This window comes from Pseudomonas sp. BCA17 (assembly GCF_004519405.1).
Lineage (GTDB): Bacteria > Pseudomonadota > Gammaproteobacteria > Pseudomonadales > Pseudomonadaceae > Aquipseudomonas.
The window spans coordinates 198,202-219,971 of record NZ_SGWI01000009.1 but is presented as its reverse complement, the minus strand read 5'-3'; the positions used below and the strand labels follow the sequence as shown (position 1 = coordinate 219,971).

Genomic DNA, 21,770 nt, shown 5'->3' with positions numbered 1-21,770 from the left:
CGCATGAGCCGACGTTTCGCACCGGCGTTCACGCTGAAAATCGCCTGTGCCCTGCTGTTGTCGAACCTGTCTGTGGGCCTGGCCGTGGCCGCCCCGGGCAATTGCGGCAGCCTGGGTCAACTACCCGCTGCCCTTTCGGTGGGTGAAGGCTTGCAACAGGCACTGCAATCACCGGTGGCCATCACCCGGCTGGCGATTGGTGATCCGAAAATTGCCGACGTACACCTCAACGGCGACCGTGGTTTCCTGCTGACCGGCATCGCCCCCGGCACCACCAGCCTGATGGTCTGGACCGCCTGTTCGAACACGCCGCGCCAGAGCATGGTATTCGTCAAGGGCAAGGCCATCTCGGCCCTGACCAGCCTGTCATTGTCACCGTCGGAAGACCCCCTGCTGCCCAGCCAGGTACAGACCGACATTCGTTTTGTGGAGGTCAGCCGCACCAAGCTCAAGGAGGCCAGTACCAAGATTCTGGGCACTGGTAAAAACTTTTTCCTGGGCAGTCCCAGCCTGTTATCCCCCTCCGAAGGCGTCTTCAAACTGCCGGTGAGCCCCGACAACTTCAATATCGGGTTTGGCGGGGGGCGGGTCTCCGCGATGATCAACGCCCTGGAAAGCAGCGGGTTCGCCTACACCCTCGCGCGTCCAAGCCTGGTGGCGATGAGTGGCCAGAGTGCAACGTTCCTGGCCGGCGGCGAGGTGCCGATCCCGGTGCCGAGCAGCGCCAGCAACAACATTTCCATCGAATACAAAGAATTCGGCATTCGCCTGACCTTGACCCCGACCGTGATCGACCGTAACCGGATCTCCCTCAAAGTCGCACCGGAAGTCAGTGAGCTGGACTACACCAACGCCGTCGTCATCGACAATATCAAGGTCCCGGCCCTGACCATCCGCCGTACTGACACCAGCGTGTCCCTGGCAGACGGCGAGAGCTTCGTAATCAGCGGGCTGATCAGCAGCACCAACACCACCAATATCAGCAAGTTTCCCGGCCTGGGTGACATCCCGATCCTGGGCGCATTCTTTCGCGACTCCACTATCAACCGCCAGGACAAGGAGCTGCTGATGATCGTCACCCCGCACCTGGTGCAGCCATTGGCGGCCAATGCCCAACTGCCGTCTTTGCCGGGCGAGAAGCTGCGCAACTACGACCCGAACTGGTATCGCCTGTACTTCCTGGAAAACGGCAACTTCGACCGACTCAACGGGTTGTCCCAATGAGCGATAGCCTGAGCCAGACGTTTCTGGCAATCACCCGCAACAACACGGACCTGGAATGGCTGCAGGGTGCGCTGGCGCCGCTTGGCCAAGTGGTCAGCGCCGGCAGTACGCTGGACGAACTGCTCGCGCTGGTCGATGTGACCTTCGCCAGCCTGGTGTTTATCGGCCTTGACCGCGAACACGTAGTGGCCCAAAGCGCATTGATCGAAGGCGCCCTGGAAGCCAAGCCGATGCTCGCCATCGTCGCCCTTGGTGACGGCATGGACAACCAGTTGGTGCTCAACGCCATGCGTGCCGGCGCACGGGATTTTGTCGCCTACGGCTCGCGTTCCAGTGAAGTGGCCGGGCTAGTGCGGCGCCTGAGCAAACGCCTGCCGCCGGTCACCACCAACACCCAACTGGGTGGCCTGACCGTGCTGTACGGCACCCAAAGCAATGCCGACGGCGCACTGCTGGCCAGCCACCTGGCACTGGTCGTACAGAAGAGCGGTCAGCACACTTTGCTGCTGGATCTGGGCCTGCCCCGAGGTGACAGCCTGGCGCTGTTGGGGCTGGAAAGCTCGTTTCATTTCGGCGACGCCCTGCGCCACCTGCGGCGGCTGGACACCACCCTGATCAACAGCGCATTCACCAGCGCCGAAGACGGCCTGCGCATCCTTGCCTACGCAACCAACGACGAGCCCCTGGAGCGCACCAGCGCCGCCGAGCTGTACATGCTGCTCAGCGCGCTGCGCCAACACTTCCAGCACATCGTGGTGAACCTTCTCGGCCAACCCGACAGCGAAGCCCTGCGCACCTTTGTCAGCCATTGCGACAAACTGTTGTGGTACACCGACCAGAGCGTGCTGGACTGCAGGCGCAACCTCGCTGTACTGAACCTGTGGCGCGAAAAAGGCATGAAGCTGGAGCACACCAGACTGTTGGTCGATGGCTATATCAAGAGCTGTGCACCAGACTCCGAAACCCTGAGCAAAAGCTTTGGCCTGGAGGTGATTGCCGTGCTGCCCCTGAGCCCGGACGTGCGCCTGAACGCAAAAAACCAGGGCCAGACCTTGTTCGCCCTGGCGCCACGAGAACCCCTGACCCAGGGTCTGAAGAGCCTGGGAGAGCGCCTGGCAAAACGTTCGGCCAACTTGGAAAAGCCCTCCCACAACTGGCTTGATCGCCTGCTGAGAGCCGGCAAATGAACAGTGAAAAACTCTTCGGTGCCCCCGCCCATGCCCTCAACGGCAACGCCGAGCACGACGGGCTCAAGCTGGTGTTCCATCGCTACATCATCGATGCCATCGAAGAGTCGGGGAAAAACCTGCTGGAAGGTTCACGCCCATTATTGGCGCAGTTTGTCATCGACAAAGTGGCCGAATACATCAACCGCATGCACCTGGCGATTTCCCGTTATGAGATGGAGCGCCTGGCCGAGGAAATCGTCGACGAACTGACCGGCTTCGGCCCGCTGGAAGTACTACTGCGCGACCCGTCCGTCACCGAGATCCTGGTCAACGGCCCACACCGGGTGTTTATAGAGCGCGACGGCCTGCTGCACCAGAGCGACCTGCGGTTTATCGACTCCCACCATGTGGAACGCGTGATGCAACGCATCCTCGCGCCCCTCGGCCGACGCCTGGATGAGTCGTCGCCGATGGTCGATGCGCGCCTGCCCGATGGCAGCCGGGTCAATGCGATCATCCCGCCGATTGCCCTGGACGGACCGTGCCTGTCGATCCGCAAGTTTCGCAAGGACATGCTCAAGAGCAGTGACCTGGTGGCCATGCAGACCATCGACCAGAACATCTTTGACTTCCTCCAGGAGGCCGTAGGCAAACGCTGCAACATCCTCATCAGCGGTGGCACCGGCACGGGTAAAACCACGCTGCTGAACATCCTCAGCCAACTGATCAACCCCCATGAGCGGCTGGTGACCATTGAAGACGTCGCCGAACTGCAACTGGGCCACCCTCACGTGGTGCGCCTGGAAACCCGTCCGCCGAATGCCGAGGGCCATGGCGAGGTCAAGGCCAGCGACCTGATCCGCAACGCCCTGCGGATGCGCCCCGACCGCATCATCCTGGGTGAAATCCGTGGCGTGGAAGTGCTCGATGTACTCACTGCCATGAACACCGGCCACGACGGGTCCATGAGTACCTTGCACGCCAACAACGCTGCCGATGCCCTGCTGCGCCTGGAAACCCTGGTGGGTTTGACTGGCCGGGTAGTGGCGGAAAAAACCCTGCGGCAAATGATCTGTGCGGCACTGGATGTGGTGATTCAACTGACCCGCCTGCCCGACGGACGCCGCTGTGTCAGCGAGGTGGTCGAGGTGGTGGGCATTCGCGAAGACGTGTACGTGACCAACACCCTGTTCCGCCACGATCGGCGAACCGGCTTCGGCTTCCTGCGTGAAGCGGTCAACCCGGCCGGTGAAAAACTGCGCCGCGAACCGACATGACCTTGAAAGGGGCTCGACCATGACTGGGGCCATTCTGCTGCTTATCTGCCTGATCCTGGCCGGCCTGTCGATTCGATCGTTTCAACATGGCCTGCGCCGCGCCCAGACCGAACGCGTACTGGACCGTCTTGCCGAAGGCCAGCCGAAGCCCGCCGAAGTGGCCAGCCAGTGGAGCGGCATGGAGCGCATGTTCGTGCGCGCGGGCCTGGGCAAACCCAGTGACAGCCTGGGGCTGTGGCTGGCGATGTGGGTGCTGGGCGTCCTGTTGGGGCTGATGGTTGCCGGCTGGCCCGGCTTGTTGGCGATGCTGGTAGTGCCACCCCTGCTGCTGCGCTTGTACGTCGCCTGGCGGTATCAGCGGCGCATCAAGCGCATGATCGAACAATTGCCGGCATTGCTCGACCACACCGTGCGCAGTCTCAAGGCCGGGCGCACCCTGGCCGACGCGGTGCTGGGTGGCATCGAGATCACCGAAGCCCCACTGAAACAGGCCATGGGGCGTATCCAGCGCAACGTGCAATTGGGCGTCAGCCTGCCGGAGTCGATCCATGACTTTGCCGAATTCTACGAGCGTGACGAATTTCGCCTGTTCGCGTTGGGCTTGAAGGTCAACCACCGCTATGGCGGCAACGCCAGCGAACTGTTGGAAAACCTGATCAAGATGATCCGCGAACGCGAGCAGGCCGCCCGCCAGCTGCGCGCCCTGACCGGCGAAACCCGGGTGACCGCCTACGTGCTCACCGCCCTGCCGATTTCCATGGTGGGCTACTTCCTGGCAGTGAACCCCGCGTACCTGATGACCATGTGGAACGACAGCACGGGTCGCCTGCTGTTGTTCGTGGCCCTGGCCATGCAGCTCATGGGCTGCTTCACCTTATGGCGCATGTTGCGGAGCGTATGACATGGCAATTGCCCTGCTGATCAGCGCCGTTCTGTTCCTCGCCGCCCTGGCGCTGGTGCTCGCCAACCTGATCCGGCACCGGCGCGGCCAGCGCCTGGTTGCCCAACGCTTGCAGGGCCGGATGGGCCGCGAAGCTAAATTCGGCAGCCTGTTGCAGCAACTGGGCAGCAGCCAGCTGGCGCAACGCTCGGTGAGCCTGGACAACGAAACCCAGGTCCTGCTCAACCGGGTCGGCTGGCGTAAAACCAGCCAGCGCTCGATGTTCGCCGCTTTGCAGATCGGCACCCCATTGGTACTGCTGGGCCTTGTAGTAGTGGCCCAGAGCGTGCTGTTTCCCCACATCGCCTCGCCTTGGCTTGCGCCCCTGATTGCACTGGGCATTGGCTACCTGCTGCCCAAGCGCATCCTGTCCAGCGTCGCGAAAGGTCGGCAGCAGCAGATCGCCCAAGAGGTGGCGACCTTCATCCCTCTGCTGCGCATCCTGTTCGAGTCAGGCATGGCCGTCGAACAAGCGCTGCGCGTGTTAAGCATTGAAGCGCAGCGCCTGCTGCCGGCCTTGACCCATGAGTTGCACCTGATCCTGACCCGCGTCGACTCCGGCCTGGAACTCAGCGAGGAACTGGGCAAGACCGCCCGGCTGCTGGCCGTGCATGAATTTACCGATACCTGCACCATCCTCCAGCAATTGGTGCAGCAAGGTGGCGGCGCGATGAAGTCGTTGCTGGCGCTCAAGCAGTTGCTCGACGACCGCCGCCTGACCCGCATCCAGGAATTCGTCTCGAAAATGTCGGCAAAAATGTCGGTGGTGATGATGGTTTTTCTGTTTCCCGCCCTGCTGATCGTACTCGGGGGGCCGGCGTTCATCGGCATATCCCAAGCGTTGAGTCACTTATGAGGAGCGCTCCATGAAAGCATTGATAGCCGGTTTGAGCCTGTTGTTGCTCGGCGGTTGCGCCAGCAATGGCCAAACCCCGTGGAGCGCGCTCACGGCCAGCGGCAGTTGCCCCAAGCCCGGTTCCGACCAGGAATTGGCACTGAACCTGGCCGATGAAATGGCCAACGACGGCAAGCTGCACGCCAGCCTGGCCAACCTGCAGAACTTGCCCACGCACTTGCCCCAGGTGCGCCTGCGCCAGGCCAAGGCCTATCGGTTGCTCGGCCGCAGCGAGGCCGAGCCGTTGTACCGCAGCCTGCTCGGCACCTGCATGGCCGCCGAAGGTGAACATGGCCTGGGCCAACTCGCCTCGGCCAAGGGCGACAACGGGCAAGCCATGGCGCACTTGCAGCGCGCGGCAAGGCTGGCGCCGACCGACGAAAAAATCCGCAACGACCTGGGCGTGGTGTACCTCAACCAACTGCGCCTGGAAGACGCCCGCTTCGAATTCATGACCGCCATGGAGCTCAAGCAGAGCGACCCATTGGCGGCGATCAATCTGGTGACCTTGCTGATCTATCAGGACAACTGGAAGCAGGCCGCCCAGTTGGTCAGCCAGATGGGCCTGAGCCCCGAACAAGTCACCGAAGCCCAGGCCAGGGCCGAGAAACTCAAGGGTTCCAACACGCCCGTCGCCAAGGCCAAAGATCAGATCGCCGAGGCCAGTGACGCCGCCGGCAACCCGAGGAATTGATGATGAAACTACCTTATCTCGCAAGCCTGGCAGTGCTGACATTGCCCCTGCACATCATGGCCATGGAGCCCGGCCCATCATCCCCGCAACAGGCCGTTACCGAGAGTTGGCTGACGCTGCAGTCCAGCGGCAAGCTTGCGTCCAGCACGCCGCAGAAAGCCACCGCCGCCGAACGCGATCAAGCCGCCCAACGATTGCTGGACAGCTACAAGCATCCGATTCCGGAGTTCTTCGAACAGAAGGTGGGGGGGCAAACCGGCGGCAATCATCAGTAGTTGCTGCAGTTCCAACTGCGGGAGGTGCGGCAAGCCCCTCCCACATTTCAAAGAACAATCAGTGGGCCGTCACACGCTGGTGCAGCGCCGCACTGGCTGGTGACAGCGCCAGTGCCAGTTGCGTACGGTTATGCATATGGGTCAAGCGCAGCACCTGGGACACGTACAACTTCACAGTGTTTTCCGTAATGCCCAATTCGCAGGCAATCTGATAGTTGGTCTGGCCCTTGCCCACCAGCCGCGCCACATCCAATTGGCGCGGTGACAGCTGGTTGAAGATTGCCGGGACTTCCAATGGTGCGGCGTCCGCGGCCGATACCTCATCGCCCTCCGGTCCGGTTGGGCTGCGACGTACTTTGTCGAGGTCCTGATACAGGTCATTGATGGATTCGGACAGAAATTGCAGCTTCTGATTCAAGTGCCCCAGTTGCAGGTCTTTCCTGCGCTCCTCCAACGCGGCTTCCTGTCGCTGCAAGCCTTCGAGCAATTCATGCAGATTGATCGGCTTCTGGTAGTAGTCGGCGAATCCGGCACGCAGGGCCTTGATCACGTCCTGCTTGTCGGCGCGACCGGTCAACATGATCGCTTCGAAGGCCCGCTGCTTACCGGCGATCTTTTGCAACGCCTGGACCAACTCGATGCCGTCCATGTCCGGCATGTGCAGATCGCACAGCACCAGGCCGATGTCGACATCCTGGCTGAAACGCGTCAAGGCTTGCTGGCTGGATTCACAAGGGACGCAGCGAAAGCCGCTGCTCTCGAGAAACTCACAGAGTTCTTCCACGATCAGCGGTTGATCGTCGACTACGAGCACTTTTACCGCAGAGGTAAGCTTGTTCACGCGCGACTCCATGCCTGGCAAGCCAAAAGTTTGACCCATCCTTTACGACGAATACTCCTACACAACTTAAACGTAGACGTACTTTCCGACTATGTACATAGCGTTAATACCCGCGACGACTAATGGATCCAACACCAGGCAAGCGCGAACCCCACCAGCAAAAACGGGGCGAACGGCAGTTTTTTTGACGCGTGCGGCGCCAAGTAGAGAAGTTGGTTTTTAAGCCCTTGCCCCATAAGCGGCCACACCGTTGGCGCAAGCATCAACCAGAGCACGCTGGCGACTGTCGCCCCGATAAAAGCCCCCAGTAAATACTCGGCATTCGAAGCCAGCGCCAACGCCGCGAGCAATTTCACATCCCCCGCGCCCAGGCGGCCCAGGGCGTACCCCGGAAGGGTCAGCAGCAGCGCCAGCGCAAACGCCAACAGGCCCTGCCCGGCGGGCGAGCCCAGCCATGTGTTGCCCGTGCACAGCAGATAGATCAATGCCAACAGCGCCGCCCCCAGCGTCAGGCGATTGGCGAGCAAGCGCTGCCGCGCGTCCTGCACCGCGCACAGCCCCAACCACACCAGCACCACGGCACCCTGGATCACGTAAAAAACATCCCTTTTGGCTGATTGATTCTATGCTGATATCAAGTAGTAGCCGTCAGGGTAGACGCGGTGATGAGAACAAGCCTCCCCAAACAGCAAAAAGGCACGGCAGCGATCGAATTCGTGGCCGTGTTCGTGATTTTTTTCGCCGTGTTCTACGCAATGGTCAGCTATAGCCTGCCACTGCTGCTAAAGCAGTCGTTCAACCAGGCGACCGCCGAAGCCGTGCGCCTGGTCGTGGGCCTGGACCCGAGTATGCAAGGCTATGACGCGGCAGTGATCAACACGGCCAATAGCACCGTCGCCACACGCCTGGGGTGGATCCCCCCCGCCTTCAACTTCAATGTAGCGACACACGTCAGCACCACGCTGGTCAGCGGCCTGGTAACGGTAAAAATCAGCTACCCCACGGCCAATCTCCAGAACGTGATGCCATTTATCGTGTTGCCTGGCATTGGCACCGTGCCGCAGTTACCGGTGACGTTGCAGGCCCAATCGAGCCTGCAGTTTTGACCGCCGGGGACAAACTCTTCGGGCGCCTGCTCGGCCGCAGTGCTGCGTTGGCCCTCGACGCGCCGGCGCCTGCTTATGCTGGGCTGCACCTGCACCTGGACGCTCAAGGGCGCGTGCTCGAAATCAGCGGCACCTTACGTCAATACCTCGTCCCACACGCGGTCACGCTACCGTTGCAAGACTTGCTCAGCGCCGACAGCGCCCTGGCGTTGGAAGGCGTGCCGGCCGACTGGCAACGCCACAGCCTCGACCTGGATTTCCAGGGTGTCTCCGGGCAAACCCTGTACACCCGTGGCACGCTTGAGCCATATGACAACGGCTGGCTGCTGCATGCGGTGGACATCAGCGATTTACTCGGCGGCCGGCAACTGGCCGAGCAACGCGAACAGAATCACCACCTCACCAGCCTGGTCAGCGAGCACCTGCGGGTGTGCAGCCTCAGCCGTTTGCCCGAGGTGTTCAACGAACAGTTGTGCAGCGTGGCGCAGCGCTGGCGCATTCCCTGTGTGGGCCTCGCGTTGCTCGACCAGGAAGACCAAGGCTGGCGGGTCTACGGCCAGTACGCCAACCATGATGCGCCGCAGCTCTGGCATACCGGGCAACGCCTCGGCACCTGCCTGGACAGCCTCAACGGCACTGCGCCACAGGCCCTCAAAGCGCCGTATGGGCGTGGCGAGCACCCGCGTTTACACAGCGTGTTCGGCAACGCCGACGGGTTCCTTGTGCCCTATCGCGACGGCCAGGGCGTCGCCGCGTGGTTGTTGTGCGGGGCCTACCACGGTCAGCCTTACGCCAGTGATCGCGACTGGCTTGACCTCGCCGCCGCCCTCGCTGCGCCCTTGCTCAGCCGCCTGCGCGAACAGCGCCACCACCAACAGCTGGAGCGCCTGGAAGCCCTGCAAGGTTTGCTGGGCACAGGATGGTGGGAGCTGCTGCCCGGCAGCGGCGAGATCCAACTCGCCCCGCAATTGATGCGTAACCTGGGCCAGGAAGAAGAGCCGACCCGACAAGCTCTGGATACCTGGCTGAACCTGATCCACCCCGCCGACCGTCTTGAACTGCAGAGCCGTCTGCGGGATCTGCAAAACCTTGGCAAGCCCCTGCTTGCCAGCGTGCGCCTCAGTCGTAGCGACAACACCTGGTATCGCGTCCAAGGCCAGGTGCTGGGCACCGGCGAGCAACGCCGTTGCATCGGTTTTATGCTCGACATCAGCGACATCAAGAACCAGCAGTTACAAGCCGACGTCGCCCATGCGCGCCTGGAAAACCTGATCGCCAGCTCGCCCGCCATCATCTACGTACAACGCTATGTGAACGGCGCCCTGCACCCGGTTTTTTTCAGCGACAGCCTGCTGCCGCTGCTGGGTCGCACACTGGACGAATGCAACCACGACAGCCTGGTGCAATGGGTGCACCCGGACGACCGCGACCTGTACTTCCAACGCACACGCCAGCTGCTGCGCGAAGGCAGTGTGCGCAGCCGTTATCGGGTGCAAGACAAACAGGGCGCTTACCACTGGCTGCTCGATGAAGCCAAGCTGTTGCGCGACGACCTCGGCCTGCCGGTGGAGGCGGTTGGCTTGTGGCTGGACGTCACCGAGGCGACCCTGGCGGCGCAACAAGTCAAGGACAGTGAGGAGCGCTACCGCATTCTGGTGGAGGACTCCCCGGCGATGATCTGCCGCTACCGTCCGGACCTGACCCTGACCTTTGGCAACACGCCGCTGGCCAATTACCTGGAATGCCAGCCACGCCAGCTGCCGGGGCTGAACCTGGGCGACTGGTTGTCGGACGAACAGCGTCAGGCGTTTGTACAACGCGTCCACCAATTGACCCCGGAATTTCCAGTCAGCACGGCGGAAATCAACCTGCAGCTGCCGGGGCGCGAGCACGCCTGGTGGGTGTGGTCGGACCGTGGAGTGTTTGATGAGCAAGGCGCGTTGCTGGAAGTACAGGCCGTGGGCCGCGACAACACTGAAGTACGCCGCTCCCAGCAACAACTGACGCAAAGCGCGAAAATGGCCACCCTCGGCGAAATGGCCACGGGCCTGGCCCACGAGATCAACCAGCCGCTGAACGTGATGCGCATGGCCATTGTCAACGTGCTCAAACGCCTGAGCACCGGCAACGCAGAGGTGGATTACCTCACCGAAAAACTCCAGCGCATCGACGCCCAGGTGCAGCGCGCGGCGCGGGTTGTGGACCATATGCGCGTGTTCGGCCGCCGCTCGGAAGTCGAGCAACAACCTTTCGACCCGGCCCAGGCGGTCGAAGGGACCCTGTCGTTACTCAGTGAAGGTTTGCGCAGCAAAGGCGTAGACGTGCGCCTGAGCCAGGCGGATATACCGGTGCAGGTCAAAGGTCACGTCGATCAGCTTGAGCAAGTGCTGATCAACCTGATGGTCAACTCGCGCGATGCGCTGCTCAGCCAGCGCGAGAGAAATCCCGAGCTGCGCCCGTGGATCGACATACGTACCGAACACGATAGCCAACATGTACGCATCTGGGTCGAAGACAACGGCGGTGGCATCGACCCACGGCTGCTGGAGCGGATCTTCGAACCGTTTTTCACCACCAAGCCGATTGGCGTGGGCACCGGGCTGGGCTTGTCGGTGAGCTACGGTATCGTGGAAAACATGGGCGGTCGCCTGAGCGTCAGCAATGGTGAACAGGGCGCGCGCTTTTGCGTGGAACTGCCCAGGGCCGTCGATGCTTAAATCACCAGGTAGGCTTCCCCGGTCTGGCCACAGGTCAGGTTGGCGCCGACATTTACGTTCACCAGGCTGATGCCCAGGCTGTTCAACAGATTGTTGAGAATCGGGTTCAGCAGCGGGCCCAACAGGCCGTCCACCACCGGCGTGACAATAGTGCTGACGCCACTGAGCAGCGACACGGTGTTCGCTATCAGGCTGCCCAACGGGTTATTGCCCACCGGCTGATAGGCCGTGATACCGACGCCGTTGAGGGTGGAGGAAAGGCTGCTGACCACATTGGTGGACGGTGTGGCGGCCTGATAAGACGGCGCGAGCCCCACATTGGGCGGCGTGGCGAACGGCGCGGTGCTGGAAAACACCTGGGTTTGGGCACTGCCGGCGATCAGGCTTTGCACCTTGATCCCGATGCCGCCACCGGCAAACGGCACACGAGCATCGCAGCTACCGATACCGAGGATCTCATGGCAGGTCTTGGTGCCGATATCGATCAGCGCCAGGGGGGCCACCGTCATTGGCTGCGTGGTGGAGAACGCGTTGGTGATATTGCCTACGTTCAACGACGCCAGCGAAGTGGTGGTGCTGGCGGTCAGGCTCTTGGTGCCGGCGCCGCCGGTTGGGCAACTGTAGGCGGTGACATAACTGCTGGCGCCACCGGCATCCAACACGATATTGAGTGACAGGTTGCCCGGCAGCACCTGCAAATCCAACTGCTGGCAACCAGCCCCCAGCAGACACAGGGCCGAATTGATGGTGGTCACCAGGTTCAAGCTCAGCAGGCCGTTGATCACCGGCGTCAGTGGCCCCACCAGGTTGCTCACCGCCGTATTGATCCCCGACAGACCGTTCAACACCGGCAAGCTGACGGTCACCTCGGTACGTACCTGAGCCGTACGCACGTAGATCGCATTCGGTCCCTGCGGGTTGGCTGCCGCCAGTGCCGGATTACCAATGGCCGACAATTGCGGCGGCTCGGTGACCTTGACCTGGGTGGTGATATTGGCCAGCCCGAGCAGGCTTACCGGCAAGGTCGCCGCCACCGCGCTCTGGCTGTTGGACAGTTGCACGATGCCCTGGACCAGTTGGAAGACCTGAAGGTTGGCGTTGAGCGCCGCCGCGGTGACGCCCGTCTGCAACTGCAGGATCTGCCCAAGCGCCAGCGGTGCCTGATTGATTGCAGCCAATTGCAGGTTGCCCAAGGCGGTCAATACATCCGCTGTAGCGCCGTTGGCGGTCAGCACGTTGATCGCGGCCTGGATCAACTGTGTCGCAGTGACGTTGGTGTTGAGCAACTGTGTGTAATTGCCGGCGGTCACGTTGAGGTTGATCGCCAATTGGTTGAGGTAGCTGAGCAGGTTGATATTGGTATTGATCAGGCCATTCCAACCCGCGACCGTCAGGTTGACGTTGCCGCCGAGCAGCCCGGAAAACAACGGGTTCAACAGGCTGGCACTGCTCGTGTTGACGCTGGCCAGCGTGCTGCTGATGGAGAGCTGGGCCAAGGGCGGCGTGGGGATCGCCGCCACTGCCGTGGCGGTCAATACAGTGTTGAGGCTCAGCGGACTACCGGAGGTCAGTGCCCAGACACCTGCCGCGACGCTGGTTGGAACGGTCTCGCTGACCACCACTTGAATGGCTGACGACAGCGCCGGGTTTGCGCTGAAGGTGCGCATGCCCGAAGCGCCGGTAATCACCGAACCGCAGCGGGCTACCAATGTATTGCCGTTACCCAGTACAAAACTATTACGCGCCACACTCTGCGCAGCATAGGCCGCTGCGCTCAAACCGGCCTGGCACGTCCCCCCACGGCTGACGGTCTCCAGCGCCGCCGTGTCCGCCACGCCTTGCAACTGGCGCTTGGTCAGATACAAACGACCGCTGTCGATCACCAATAATGTGCAAACCAATGCCAACGCCAACACACCCACCGCCATCAGACCAATGGCGCCACGCTGCTTACCTGGAAATCGGGGAGACATCGAGCACTCCTGTGCCGGCGGGTCGCCGAGCGCTTACTCTCCTGTGCTGTAGATGAGTGTAGACAGGGCTGACGCAAACGCTGGTCTGAGGGTGCAGAAGATCCTCGGTATGAGGTGCGGTGCGAGGATTTTCAGTGGGGTGGATAGTTGGAAAGAATCCTGCCCACGGTCGAGCGGATCGCATTGCTGCGATCCTGAGGATTCGGCGTGCTGGCCATGATCTGTTCGTCACTGCCACGCCACACCAGTTTGCCGTCCTTGCCGTCGAGCAGGTCGATCTGGATGGTCGCCACTTTATAGGTGATGTTGCGCGTTTCGTTGTACATCGGCGCCCCCCAATAACCATTCCACGGGCCACCCCAGGCGCCACCGTAATTGGTGGTGACTTGCTGCTGGCGGTCCTCGACTATCAGGTAGGCCTGCACCTTGACGTCGGCATGACTGCCTGCCACCGCAGGACGCAGGCCGCGTTGGTCGAGTTGTTCGCCCACGGCTTGGCGGATGCGCTGTTCGGTCAGGTCACTCTTGATACGCGGATCATCCGGGCGGTATTGCAGCGCCGGGTCGTTCCAGGCCCAACTGCGGTAGGCGCCAAAGTCGCGGCTGGCGTCGAAGTCATGGTTGACCTGACTGGTCTGGCAGCCGCCCAGCAATACAACAACGGCAAGTGCAGCAATGCGACGAAACATGGATGTTCTCCAAAAGACGTTCGAGCCTGAGATGAGAATAGCTGCTAACTGGGTGGATAGGCAGTCATTGCCTTCTGCATCGCTTCGCGTAACGCCTCAGCTCGCTCACTCAAGCTGCCCTGGCTGGTGGTTTCGGCGCTGGTGCTCCAGACCGGCTGGCGGGTACGCGCGTCGAACAGGCTGATCCGCGCCACCGCTACGGTCACTTCATAGGTGCGCACCACAGGCACCGTGTTGTACATGCCGTAGCCATTGCCGTAGCGGTTATAGCCGCCGTAGCCGTAGCCATAATCGTCCTGCACCTGCCGCAGACGCTTTTCCAGGCGCACATCGGCACTCACCAGCAGGTCTGGCGCACGGTTGTCATGCAATGGGCGCAGACCGCGCTGATCGAGGGCTCCCACCACCGCCTCGGCGATCTGCGCCGAGTCGACCCAGGCCGAGCCCGCCGGCATTTGGCCGTTGAGCCAGGCCCAACTGCGATAGGCACCGTAGTCACGCACCGGCGCCGGGTAGGCGCTGGCATCAAAGGTATTGGCCGCCCGGGCCGGAGCCGGCGGCATCGGCGCCGAGCTCGGCACATAAGGGTTGGGGCTGGAGCAGGCCCCCAGACCGAGAGACAACAGGATCAAACAGAGACGGCGCATTTCGACCTCCGCAAACTGGGCCGCTTAAACCGGACGGCAGATCCAGTGTAAATAACGCCCAAGTCCGGCAAAGCTTGGGTGACGACGATGGGCAAGTTCCATCTCCAACACATCCTGCAAGTCGGCACGGGCCTGGAACTCCACCGGCATATAGTCGTGGAACACCCGCACGCCACTTTGGCTTTCGACTTGCCACAGCCCCTCAAGTTGCGCCGCCAACTCACGAGGATCAAGCGGCTGTTGCGGCGTGAGGCTCTGCTTTTCGCCGGCCATGACGTTCTTGCGCATCTTGCGGAAGTGGCCTTTGAGCAGGTTGCGATAAATCAGCGCATCGCGGTTGTAGAACGCCAACGACAACCAACCGCCAGGCACGGTGAGCTGGTGCAGCACCGGCAGGATCGCATGGGGTTCGGCCAGCCACTCCAGCACGGCATGGCACAGCACCAGGTCGTAGGGTTCGGTGAGTTGACCGAGCAAGTCCTGCCAGGGCGCATGGATAAAAGTCGCGGTCTGCCCGGCCTCGGCGAAGCGTTGACGGGCACCCTCGAGCATCGGCTCGGCAGGTTCGGCCAACGTCACCTGGTGGCCGCGCTCGGCCAGCCATAGCGACATGTGCCCAAGGCCCGCACCGATGTCCAGCACGCGCAACGGGCGATCCGGCAGGGCTTCGCTCAGGTCGGCCTGTAGCACTGCCAGGCGGATCGCGCCTTTGGCGCCGCCATAAATCTTCTCGGCGAAACGCGTGGCAAGTTGGTCGAAATGACGATCACTCATGGGCAAACCGCCGTTCGCTGTCGGCCAGCTTGGCGCGCACCACCTCGTTCATGTCCAGCCCCAGTTCACTGCACAGCAACAACAGGTACAGTACGATGTCGCCGACTTCCTGGCCGGCGTGGGCGAGTTTGTCCGCCGGCAACTGGCGCGACTGGTCTTCGGTCAGCCATTGGAAAATCTCCACCAGCTCGGCCATTTCCACACTGGCGGCCATGGCCAGGTTTTTCGGGCTGTGGAACTGCTTCCAATCGTTGGTATCGCGGATGCGATGCAGGCGTTCGGTAAGGTGTTCGAGGTTCATGCGCGGGCTCCTGAAGGCGTATAGCTTCGGGCGGATGAGCCATCAAGGCAAGTGAATCCATCGACACCAAACACAGCCCATGATTACACCACGGCAAACCTCTATGCTTATAGGGAACTCGCCTGGCGCAATCGCAACCAAAGGCACAGCAACGCCCACCCTCTCATCAGGACACACACATGCAGGTAGAAAGCTTTTTCGAATGGTTGGGCCAGGCGCTCGGTTCCATCATCCGCTTTATCGTCGACGGGCTCAGCGGGCTATTCGGCGCCTTGACCCACGCGGGTGGCAACTTCATCGATGGGCTGTCGCGCACGCTGGGCATGGACACCTCGATCATCAGCATCATTACCCTGATCATCGGCCTGATGCTGTTGTACTCGGCAGTGCGCGCGTTTATGCGGGCGTCGATCATCGCCGGGATTATCTGGCTGATGCTGGGCCTCTGGCTGCTCAGCTGGGTCGTGCATTAATACTTGAAAACCTTACTTACCGACTGGCGCCACCGCCCCACCCATCGCCGCGTGTGGGCCTTGGCTGCACCGATGATCCTGTCCAATATCTCGGTGCCGCTGGTGGCCCTGGTAGACAGCATGGTCATCGGCCACCTGCCCCACGCCCATCAACTGGGTGCCGTGGCTGTCGGCGCCAGCCTGTACACCTTTCTCGCCTGGGCCATGGGGTTCTTGCGCATGGGCTCCACCGGGTTTGCCGCACAAGCCAGCGGGCGCGGGGATGGCGCGGCGTTGCGACAAATCCTGCTGCAGGGTCTGTTGCTGGCGCTGGGCCTGGCGATACTGCTGGGCACGGTAGGCATTCCCCTGAGCCATCTGGCGCTGGAGTGGATGCAACCGTCCACCGAACTGACTGAACTGACCCGCGAGTTCTTCCACACGCGCTTGTTCGGCCTGCCTGCCGCGCTGTCCAGCTATGCGCTGGTCGGCTGGTTCCTCGGCACACAGAACGCCCGTGCGCCGTTGGCGATCCTGCTGACCACCAATCTGGTCAACATCGCCTTGAACCTGTGGTTCGTGCTCGGTCTGGATTGGGGCGTCGTCGGTTCGGCGCGGGCGTCCGTCGTGGCCGAGTGGACCGGCGCCCTGCTCGGCCTGGCGATGACGCAGAAAGCCCTGCGAGCCTACCCCGGGCATATCGCCTGGGCTGTGTTGAAACGGTGGCAAAGCTGGCGCCCACTGCTGGCGGTCAACCGCGACATTTTCATCCGCAGCCTCGCCCTGCAATCGGTATTTTTCATGATCACGGTGCAAGGCGCACGCCTGGGCGACGCCACCGTGGCGGCCAATGCGCTGCTGCTCAACGGCCTGTTGCTGACGGCTCACGCGCTGGACGGCCTGGCACACGCAGTGGAGGCACTGTGCGGTCACGCCATTGGGGCCCATGATCGCCAGGCGTTGCGTCGTTCACTGGTGGTTGCCGGCGGGTGGTCATTGATCGCCAGTACGGGGTTCGCCTTGCTGTTCACTTTCGGCGGCCACCTGTTTATCGCCATGCAAACCGATATCGCCAGCGTGCGCGAAACCGCCGACCGTTACCTGCCTTATCTGGCGGTACTGCCGCTGATTGCCGTATGGAGCTACCTGCTGGACGGTCTGTTTATCGGCGCAACGCGGGCACGGGAAATGCGCAATGGCATGCTGCTGACCGTCTTGCTCGCACTGCCATTCGCCTGGGCGTTGCAGGGCCTGGGCAACCACGGCCTGTGGATAGCCTTCCTGCTCTTTATGGCGCTGCGCAGCCTGACCCTGGCATTCATCGGCTGGCGCCTGAACACTCAGAACCGGTGGTTGGCCGAGCCATGAAATAAAAAACCCACCTGAGAAGGTAAATGCCAGTCAGTTAAGGAGGAGCATAGTCACTGTGGCGAGGGAGCTTGCTCCCGCTGGGTCGCGAAGCGGCCCCAGCTTTAGGCTTGAAAAGACTGGGCCTGCTCCGCAGTCCAACGGGAGCAAGCTCCCTCGCCACAGGTTACTCGTTGTCCGCTCTATCGTTTAACTGACTGGCATTACCTGAGAAGGTGGTTTTTTGCTCAACCGCTATCGCCTCACGACGACAGGTAAGACGAGCGAGTCAACCCGAGGCGCAATGCGTCAAGGAACTGGGTACGTTCACTCGCACTGATCTTCGCGCTGGCGCACTTGTCGCGGTAGTGAGTCATCAACTCCTCCGGCGACAAGTGCACATAGCGCAACATGTCTTCGATGGTGTCATGGGTCTCGATCCCGGCGCTGTACACCGAACCGTCTTCACGCTGGTAGATGTTCACCGAGTCGGTATCGCCGAACAGGTTGTGCATATCCCCCAGGATTTCCTGGTAGGCGCCCACCAGGAAGATACCCAACAGGTAGTCCTCCCCTTCGTTCAAGGAGTGCACCGGCAGGCTGGTCTCGATTGACTGCTCGTCGACGTACTGCTTGATCTTGCCGTCGGAGTCGCAGGTCAGGTCCTGCAGTACCGCACGGCGCAGCGGCTCTTCATCGAGGCGGTGCAACGGCAGGATCGGCAGCACCTGGCCGATAGCCCAGGTGTCCGGCAGGCTCTGGAACACCGAGAAATTGCAGATGTACTTGTCGGCCAGCTTGTCGTTGAGTTCGTCCAGCACCTGGCGGTGCGAGCGCTGGCGGGCCTTCAACGAGTTGTGCAGGCGACGGCACACGGCGAAGTAGCATTGTTCGGCCAGGGCTTTCTCGGCCAGGGTCAGTTTGCCGTCGGCGTACTGGGTGGCCACATCGCTCATGTAGTGCGTGGCGCGCCAGTAGGTCTCAGTGACCATTTCGATGTCGGTCGGGCCGAGCAGGTCGACCAGCCACTGCACGGTCTCCGGCAGCGCTTCCTTGTTCTCGATCTGCGGCACGTCGTCGTTGTGTTTCTCGACGTCGGTGACCTGCACCACCAGCATGGCGTGATGCGCCGTCAGGGAGCGGCCGCTTTCGGAGAAGATGTGCGGGTGCGGCAAACTCTGCGCGTCGCAGAATTCCTTGAGCATCCCCACCACTACGCCGGCGTAATCGTCCATGTCGTAGTTGATGGAGCTGGCGTTACGCGAGTGCGTACCGTCGTAGTCCACGCCCAGGCCGCCGCCGACGTCAATGTGATCCACCGGCAGGCCGAGGTTGCGCAGTTCGCCGTAGTAACGAATAGCTTCCTTGAACCCATGCTGGTAGTCGGCCAGGTTGGCGATCTGCGAACCCATGTGGAAGTGCAGCAGACGAATGCCCTGGTCCAGGCCGGCAGCGCGGAAGCGCTCGACCACCGACAGCAACTGCGCGGCCGACAAACCGAACTTGGATTTCTCGCCACCGGTGTCCGCCCACTTGCTCGACGCCAGCGACGACAGACGCACGCGCAGGCCAACCTGTGGCTTGACCTTGAGGCTCGCGGCCTCTTCGATCACCAGGCCGACTTCGGATTCTTTCTCGATCACAATGAACACGTTGTGGCCGAGCTTCTGGCCCATCAGCGCAAGGCGGATGAACTCACGGTCTTTGTAACCGTTGCAGACGATAGTGCCGCCTTTCGGCGCCAGGGCCAGTACGGCCAGCAGCTCCGGCTTGGAACCGGCTTCCAGGCCGATGGATACGTTCTGGGTGGCGATGATGTTTTCGATCACCGCTTCCTGCTGGTTCACCTTGATCGGATAAAGCGCGGTGTACTTGCTCTGGTATTCCAGGCGCTCGATGTTCGAATCGAACGCACCGGTCAGTTGGCGCACGCGGTCTTGCAGGATGTCGGGAAAACGCACCAGCAGCGGCAAAGACAAGCCGCTTTTGCGCAACTCGTCGACTTGCTCGTACAAATCGACGGGTGTGCTGTTCGGGCCGTTCGGACGGACTTCAACGCGACCGGCATCATTGATCGCGAAATACCCGGCCCCCCAATGGCGAATCCCGTAAACGCTGCGGCTGTCCGCAACTGTCCATTGGCTGCCATCGTCTTTGCGTGTGCGTCGTACGGACATCGAAGTCCCCTATAAATGAAGTCGAAGGCGCCGCCCCATGTGAGGCTGGCGCAGTCTAAAGAATGAAAATGACGATTTGCCTGCAAGAAAGGTAGACCCCGCTCGCAGGACAGAGTTTAGACACAGGTCGGGAAGAGGCTTTCAGCCGCCGGACTTCTTGGCCTTGTACCCGAGCTTTATCAACTCGGCCAACAGCAACTCGACGTGATCGCCCTGGATCTCGATGACGCCGTCTTTCAACGCCCCACCGGTACCACAGCGCTTCTTCAGCGTAGTGGCCAGCTCCTTCAGGGCATCTTCGGCCAGCGGTACGCCGGTGATGGTCGTCACCGTCTTGCCGCCACGGCCTTTGCTCTCGCGTCGTACGCGGGCAATGCCGTCGCCTTCAGGAATCAGGGTCTGTTTGCAGGTGCAAGCGGCCACGGGCTGACTACAGTCCGGGCAGTGTCGACCTGCATCGGTGGAAAATACCAGGCCACCAAGGGCGGCGAAGGATGCGGCTTTTTTGGCCACCGGCAATCCTCTTGGGAGGACAAAGACAGATCGGCACCTGCGAAGAGGCCGCCGACCGCGAAGCCCCACTCAGGCAGGGGCAGCGCTACCGAACCGCAAAGGGTGGTTCGGGTGAAAAGTCGCGCAGTGTAACCACAAAAAGCCGACTTGCTAAGAGCCAAATGGCGCCAATTTATACAACTTTAGCGACGCGAGGCCAGATAGCGCCGCAAGCCCTCTTGAGCGTCCGGGCAATAAGGCTTTTGTTCAGCCTCCTGCAGGACATCTTCAATGGGTAAAAAGCGCGCTTCCATGACCTCTTCGGGCTGCAACCGCAGGGGGCCGTCCCACACGGCGGAGTAGGATCTGCACCAGAGCCGGCTGTCGCCATCCTCAAAGTAGAAATGGTCGTGCTCGACCAGTTCCACACCCGTTACACCCAGCTCCTCGGCAAGCTCGCGCCGAGCCGAAACGGCGTAGCTCTCATCCTTTTCCACCATCCCGCCAGCCGCCGTGTCCCAGAACCCGGGATACAGCGCCTTGCTCAAGGTGCGCCGATGCACACACAGCTCCCCTCGGGAGTTGAACAAAAAGATAAAGGTGCAGCGGCCGATCAGGCCGCGCTGGCGAAGGTCCGACCGGACGAGGTGCCCGAGCAGGTTGTCCTGCTCGTCGACCCAACAGATCAGTTCAGCGTCGGAGGCCGCGCGGTGTGCGGCCTCCCTTTGAGTAGCGTCCATCATCAACCCTGGTTGAGGAGCTGACGCAAATCGATCACTGCAGCGTTTGCCCGGGAAATATAGTTGGCCATTACCAACGAGTGGTTGGCGAGAATGCCGAAACCACTGCCATTGAGAATCATAGGACTCCAAACGGTTTCCTGCGAGGCTTCCAACTCACGGATGATCTGACGCACGCTGACGGTGGCGTTCTTCTTGGCCAGGACGTCGGCAAAGTCGACTTCAATGGCGCGCAGCAGGTGCGATAACGCCCACGCCTGGCCACGGGCTTCGTAGAACACGTTGTCGATCTGCATCCATGGCGTTTCCACCACTTCCTCATCGACCTGCGGCACTTCACCCGGCGCCAGGGCTTCGGTTTTCAATGCGGTGTTCAGCTTCACCCGGCCCACACTGGCCGACAAACGTTGCGACAGCGAGCCCAGGCGAGTGGCGACATCACCCAGCCAGTTGTTCAGGTTGTCGGCTCGGGCGTAGAACAGCGCGCCCCTCTGGTTCGGGTCGGACAGGCGCGCTTCATAGCGGCTCAGGGAATTGATACCTTCCTGATATTCAGACTCGCTGGACGGCAGCACCCAGCTTTTGTTGTCGAAGTTGAAGCGAGGCTCGGCCTTGGCCAGGTCGCCGTCTTCAGCCGACTGCGACTGGGAGCGGGCAAAGTCTTTACGCAGGGCACGTGTCAGGTCACGTACCTGCACCAGCACCCCGTATTCCCAGCTCGGCATGTTGTCCATCCACAGGCCAGGCGGGAAACGGTCGTTGGAAATGTAGCCGCCGGGCTTGTTCAGCAGGGTGCCGACCACGGTCTTGAGGGTTTCGACGGTGGTGTAGCCCACCACCATCTGCTTGCCTTCCTTCTCGGCGGCAAGCTGGGCATTTTGCTGGACCGGGAACAGCGCCGGCTCTTCGCTCCAGTACCAACCCAGGGCACCGGTGACCAACAGGTACAAGCCCAACACGCTGAGCAAGGCTTTGCTCATCAGCAGGTTGCGAAAGTAGCCACGGTTGGCCGACTTGGGCTCAGGGGCGGGGCCTTTGGC

22 protein-coding genes are annotated in these 21,770 nt (G+C 61.6%); 11 read left to right on the top strand and 11 right to left on the bottom strand.

Annotation, left to right across the window (positions count from 1 at the left end; all coding sequences use genetic code 11):
• Window positions 1-3 precede the first annotated feature (3 nt).
• From EXW71_RS27070 to EXW71_RS27040, 7 genes are read left to right on the top strand one after another with little or no spacing between them, the layout of a single operon-like run.
• Window positions 4-1,224, top strand: coding sequence for a type II and III secretion system protein family protein (locus EXW71_RS27070; protein ID WP_134660935.1), 1,221 nt, complete (start codon window positions 4-6; stop codon window positions 1,222-1,224).
• A complete protein-coding gene (locus EXW71_RS27065; RefSeq protein ID WP_134660936.1) occupies window positions 1,221-2,411 on the top strand; it encodes a pilus assembly protein in 1,191 nt (396 codons plus the stop codon). Before EXW71_RS27070 ends, EXW71_RS27065 begins: the two co-directional genes overlap by 4 nt.
• Complete coding sequence (locus EXW71_RS27060) at window positions 2,408-3,670, top strand: CpaF family protein (protein ID WP_134660937.1); 1,263 nt, start codon at window positions 2,408-2,410, stop codon at window positions 3,668-3,670. Before EXW71_RS27065 ends, EXW71_RS27060 begins: the two co-directional genes overlap by 4 nt.
• Before the next feature lie 19 nt (window positions 3,671-3,689).
• A complete protein-coding gene (locus EXW71_RS27055) occupies window positions 3,690-4,571 on the top strand; it encodes a type II secretion system F family protein (RefSeq protein WP_134660938.1) in 882 nt (293 codons plus the stop codon).
• Between the two features lies 1 nt (window position 4,572).
• Window positions 4,573-5,466: a type II secretion system F family protein gene (locus tag EXW71_RS27050; RefSeq protein ID WP_134660939.1), complete on the top strand. Its 894-nt coding sequence runs from the start codon at window positions 4,573-4,575 to the stop codon at window positions 5,464-5,466.
• A 10-nt stretch (window positions 5,467-5,476) separates the two neighbouring features.
• Window positions 5,477-6,199, top strand: a complete 723-nt coding sequence (locus EXW71_RS27045; RefSeq protein WP_134660940.1) for a tetratricopeptide repeat protein — start codon at window positions 5,477-5,479, stop codon at window positions 6,197-6,199.
• Window positions 6,200-6,201: 2 nt separating this feature from the next.
• A complete protein-coding gene (locus tag EXW71_RS27040; protein WP_123716033.1) occupies window positions 6,202-6,474 on the top strand; it encodes a DUF3613 domain-containing protein in 273 nt (90 codons plus the stop codon).
• A 58-nt stretch (window positions 6,475-6,532) separates the two neighbouring features.
• Here the strand turns inward: EXW71_RS27040 and EXW71_RS27035 are convergent, their stop codons facing one another.
• Together EXW71_RS27035 and EXW71_RS27030 are read right to left on the bottom strand one after the other, a co-directional pair.
• A complete protein-coding gene (locus EXW71_RS27035) occupies window positions 6,533-7,315 on the bottom strand; it encodes a response regulator transcription factor (RefSeq protein ID WP_134660941.1) in 783 nt (260 codons plus the stop codon).
• Window positions 7,316-7,434: 119 nt separating this feature from the next.
• Window positions 7,435-7,908: a prepilin peptidase gene (locus tag EXW71_RS27030; RefSeq protein WP_134660942.1), complete on the bottom strand. Its 474-nt coding sequence runs from the start codon at window positions 7,906-7,908 to the stop codon at window positions 7,435-7,437.
• A 72-nt stretch (window positions 7,909-7,980) separates the two neighbouring features.
• Here EXW71_RS27030 and EXW71_RS27025 point away from each other — a divergent pair, with 72 nt between their 5' ends.
• Together EXW71_RS27025 and EXW71_RS27020 are read left to right on the top strand one after the other, a co-directional pair.
• Window positions 7,981-8,421 (top strand): TadE/TadG family type IV pilus assembly protein, encoded by a 441-nt coding sequence (locus tag EXW71_RS27025; RefSeq protein ID WP_134660943.1) that lies wholly within the window; start codon window positions 7,981-7,983, stop codon window positions 8,419-8,421.
• A complete protein-coding gene (locus EXW71_RS27020; protein ID WP_134660944.1) occupies window positions 8,418-11,138 on the top strand; it encodes an ATP-binding protein in 2,721 nt (906 codons plus the stop codon). The genes EXW71_RS27025 and EXW71_RS27020 overlap by 4 nt, the downstream gene beginning before the upstream one ends.
• On the opposite strand, the gene EXW71_RS27015 is transcribed toward EXW71_RS27020, so the two are convergent.
• From EXW71_RS27015 to EXW71_RS26995, 5 genes are all read right to left on the bottom strand, one after another.
• Window positions 11,135-13,111, bottom strand: a complete 1,977-nt coding sequence (locus EXW71_RS27015; RefSeq protein WP_134660945.1) for a pilus assembly protein TadG-related protein — start codon at window positions 13,109-13,111, stop codon at window positions 11,135-11,137. The two genes, EXW71_RS27020 and EXW71_RS27015, sit on opposite strands and share 4 nt — an antisense overlap.
• A 131-nt stretch (window positions 13,112-13,242) precedes the next feature.
• A complete protein-coding gene (locus EXW71_RS27010; RefSeq protein WP_134660946.1) occupies window positions 13,243-13,800 on the bottom strand; it encodes a DUF4136 domain-containing protein in 558 nt (185 codons plus the stop codon).
• A gap of 44 nt (window positions 13,801-13,844) precedes the next feature.
• Window positions 13,845-14,447 carry a DUF4136 domain-containing protein gene (locus tag EXW71_RS27005; protein WP_134660947.1) on the bottom strand — a complete coding sequence of 201 codons (603 nt, stop codon included), beginning with the start codon at window positions 14,445-14,447 and terminating at the stop codon, window positions 13,845-13,847.
• A 24-nt stretch (window positions 14,448-14,471) separates the two neighbouring features.
• Entirely contained in the window at window positions 14,472-15,221 is a 750-nt protein-coding gene (locus tag EXW71_RS27000) for a methyltransferase (protein WP_123716039.1), read from the bottom strand.
• Window positions 15,214-15,522, bottom strand: coding sequence for a MazG-like family protein (locus EXW71_RS26995; protein WP_003188211.1), 309 nt, complete (start codon window positions 15,520-15,522; stop codon window positions 15,214-15,216). Before EXW71_RS26995 ends, EXW71_RS27000 begins: the two co-directional genes overlap by 8 nt.
• Before the next feature lie 179 nt (window positions 15,523-15,701).
• Between EXW71_RS26995 and EXW71_RS26990 the strand changes: the two genes are divergently transcribed.
• Both EXW71_RS26990 and EXW71_RS26985 read left to right on the top strand, forming a co-directional pair.
• Complete coding sequence (locus EXW71_RS26990) at window positions 15,702-15,995, top strand: hypothetical protein (protein ID WP_123716040.1); 294 nt, start codon at window positions 15,702-15,704, stop codon at window positions 15,993-15,995.
• Window positions 15,996-15,998: 3 nt separating this feature from the next.
• A complete protein-coding gene (locus EXW71_RS26985; RefSeq protein WP_134660948.1) occupies window positions 15,999-17,342 on the top strand; it encodes an MATE family efflux transporter in 1,344 nt (447 codons plus the stop codon).
• 242 nt (window positions 17,343-17,584) lie between these two features.
• On the opposite strand, the gene speA is transcribed toward EXW71_RS26985, so the two are convergent.
• The 4 genes from speA to EXW71_RS26965 form a co-directional block, all read right to left on the bottom strand.
• Window positions 17,585-19,498 carry an arginine decarboxylase gene (speA, locus tag EXW71_RS26980; RefSeq protein WP_123716042.1) on the bottom strand — a complete coding sequence of 638 codons (1,914 nt, stop codon included), beginning with the start codon at window positions 19,496-19,498 and terminating at the stop codon, window positions 17,585-17,587.
• 141 nt (window positions 19,499-19,639) lie between these two features.
• Window positions 19,640-20,011 (bottom strand): translation initiation factor Sui1, encoded by a 372-nt coding sequence (locus tag EXW71_RS26975; RefSeq protein ID WP_123716043.1) that lies wholly within the window; start codon window positions 20,009-20,011, stop codon window positions 19,640-19,642.
• Between the two features lie 182 nt (window positions 20,012-20,193).
• A complete protein-coding gene (locus tag EXW71_RS26970; RefSeq protein WP_134660949.1) occupies window positions 20,194-20,730 on the bottom strand; it encodes an NUDIX hydrolase in 537 nt (178 codons plus the stop codon).
• A 2-nt stretch (window positions 20,731-20,732) separates the two neighbouring features.
• Window positions 20,733-21,710 carry a DUF2333 family protein gene (locus tag EXW71_RS26965; protein ID WP_372241347.1) on the bottom strand — a complete coding sequence of 326 codons (978 nt, stop codon included), beginning with the start codon at window positions 21,708-21,710 and terminating at the stop codon, window positions 20,733-20,735.
• Window positions 21,711-21,770: the final 60 nt, after the last annotated feature.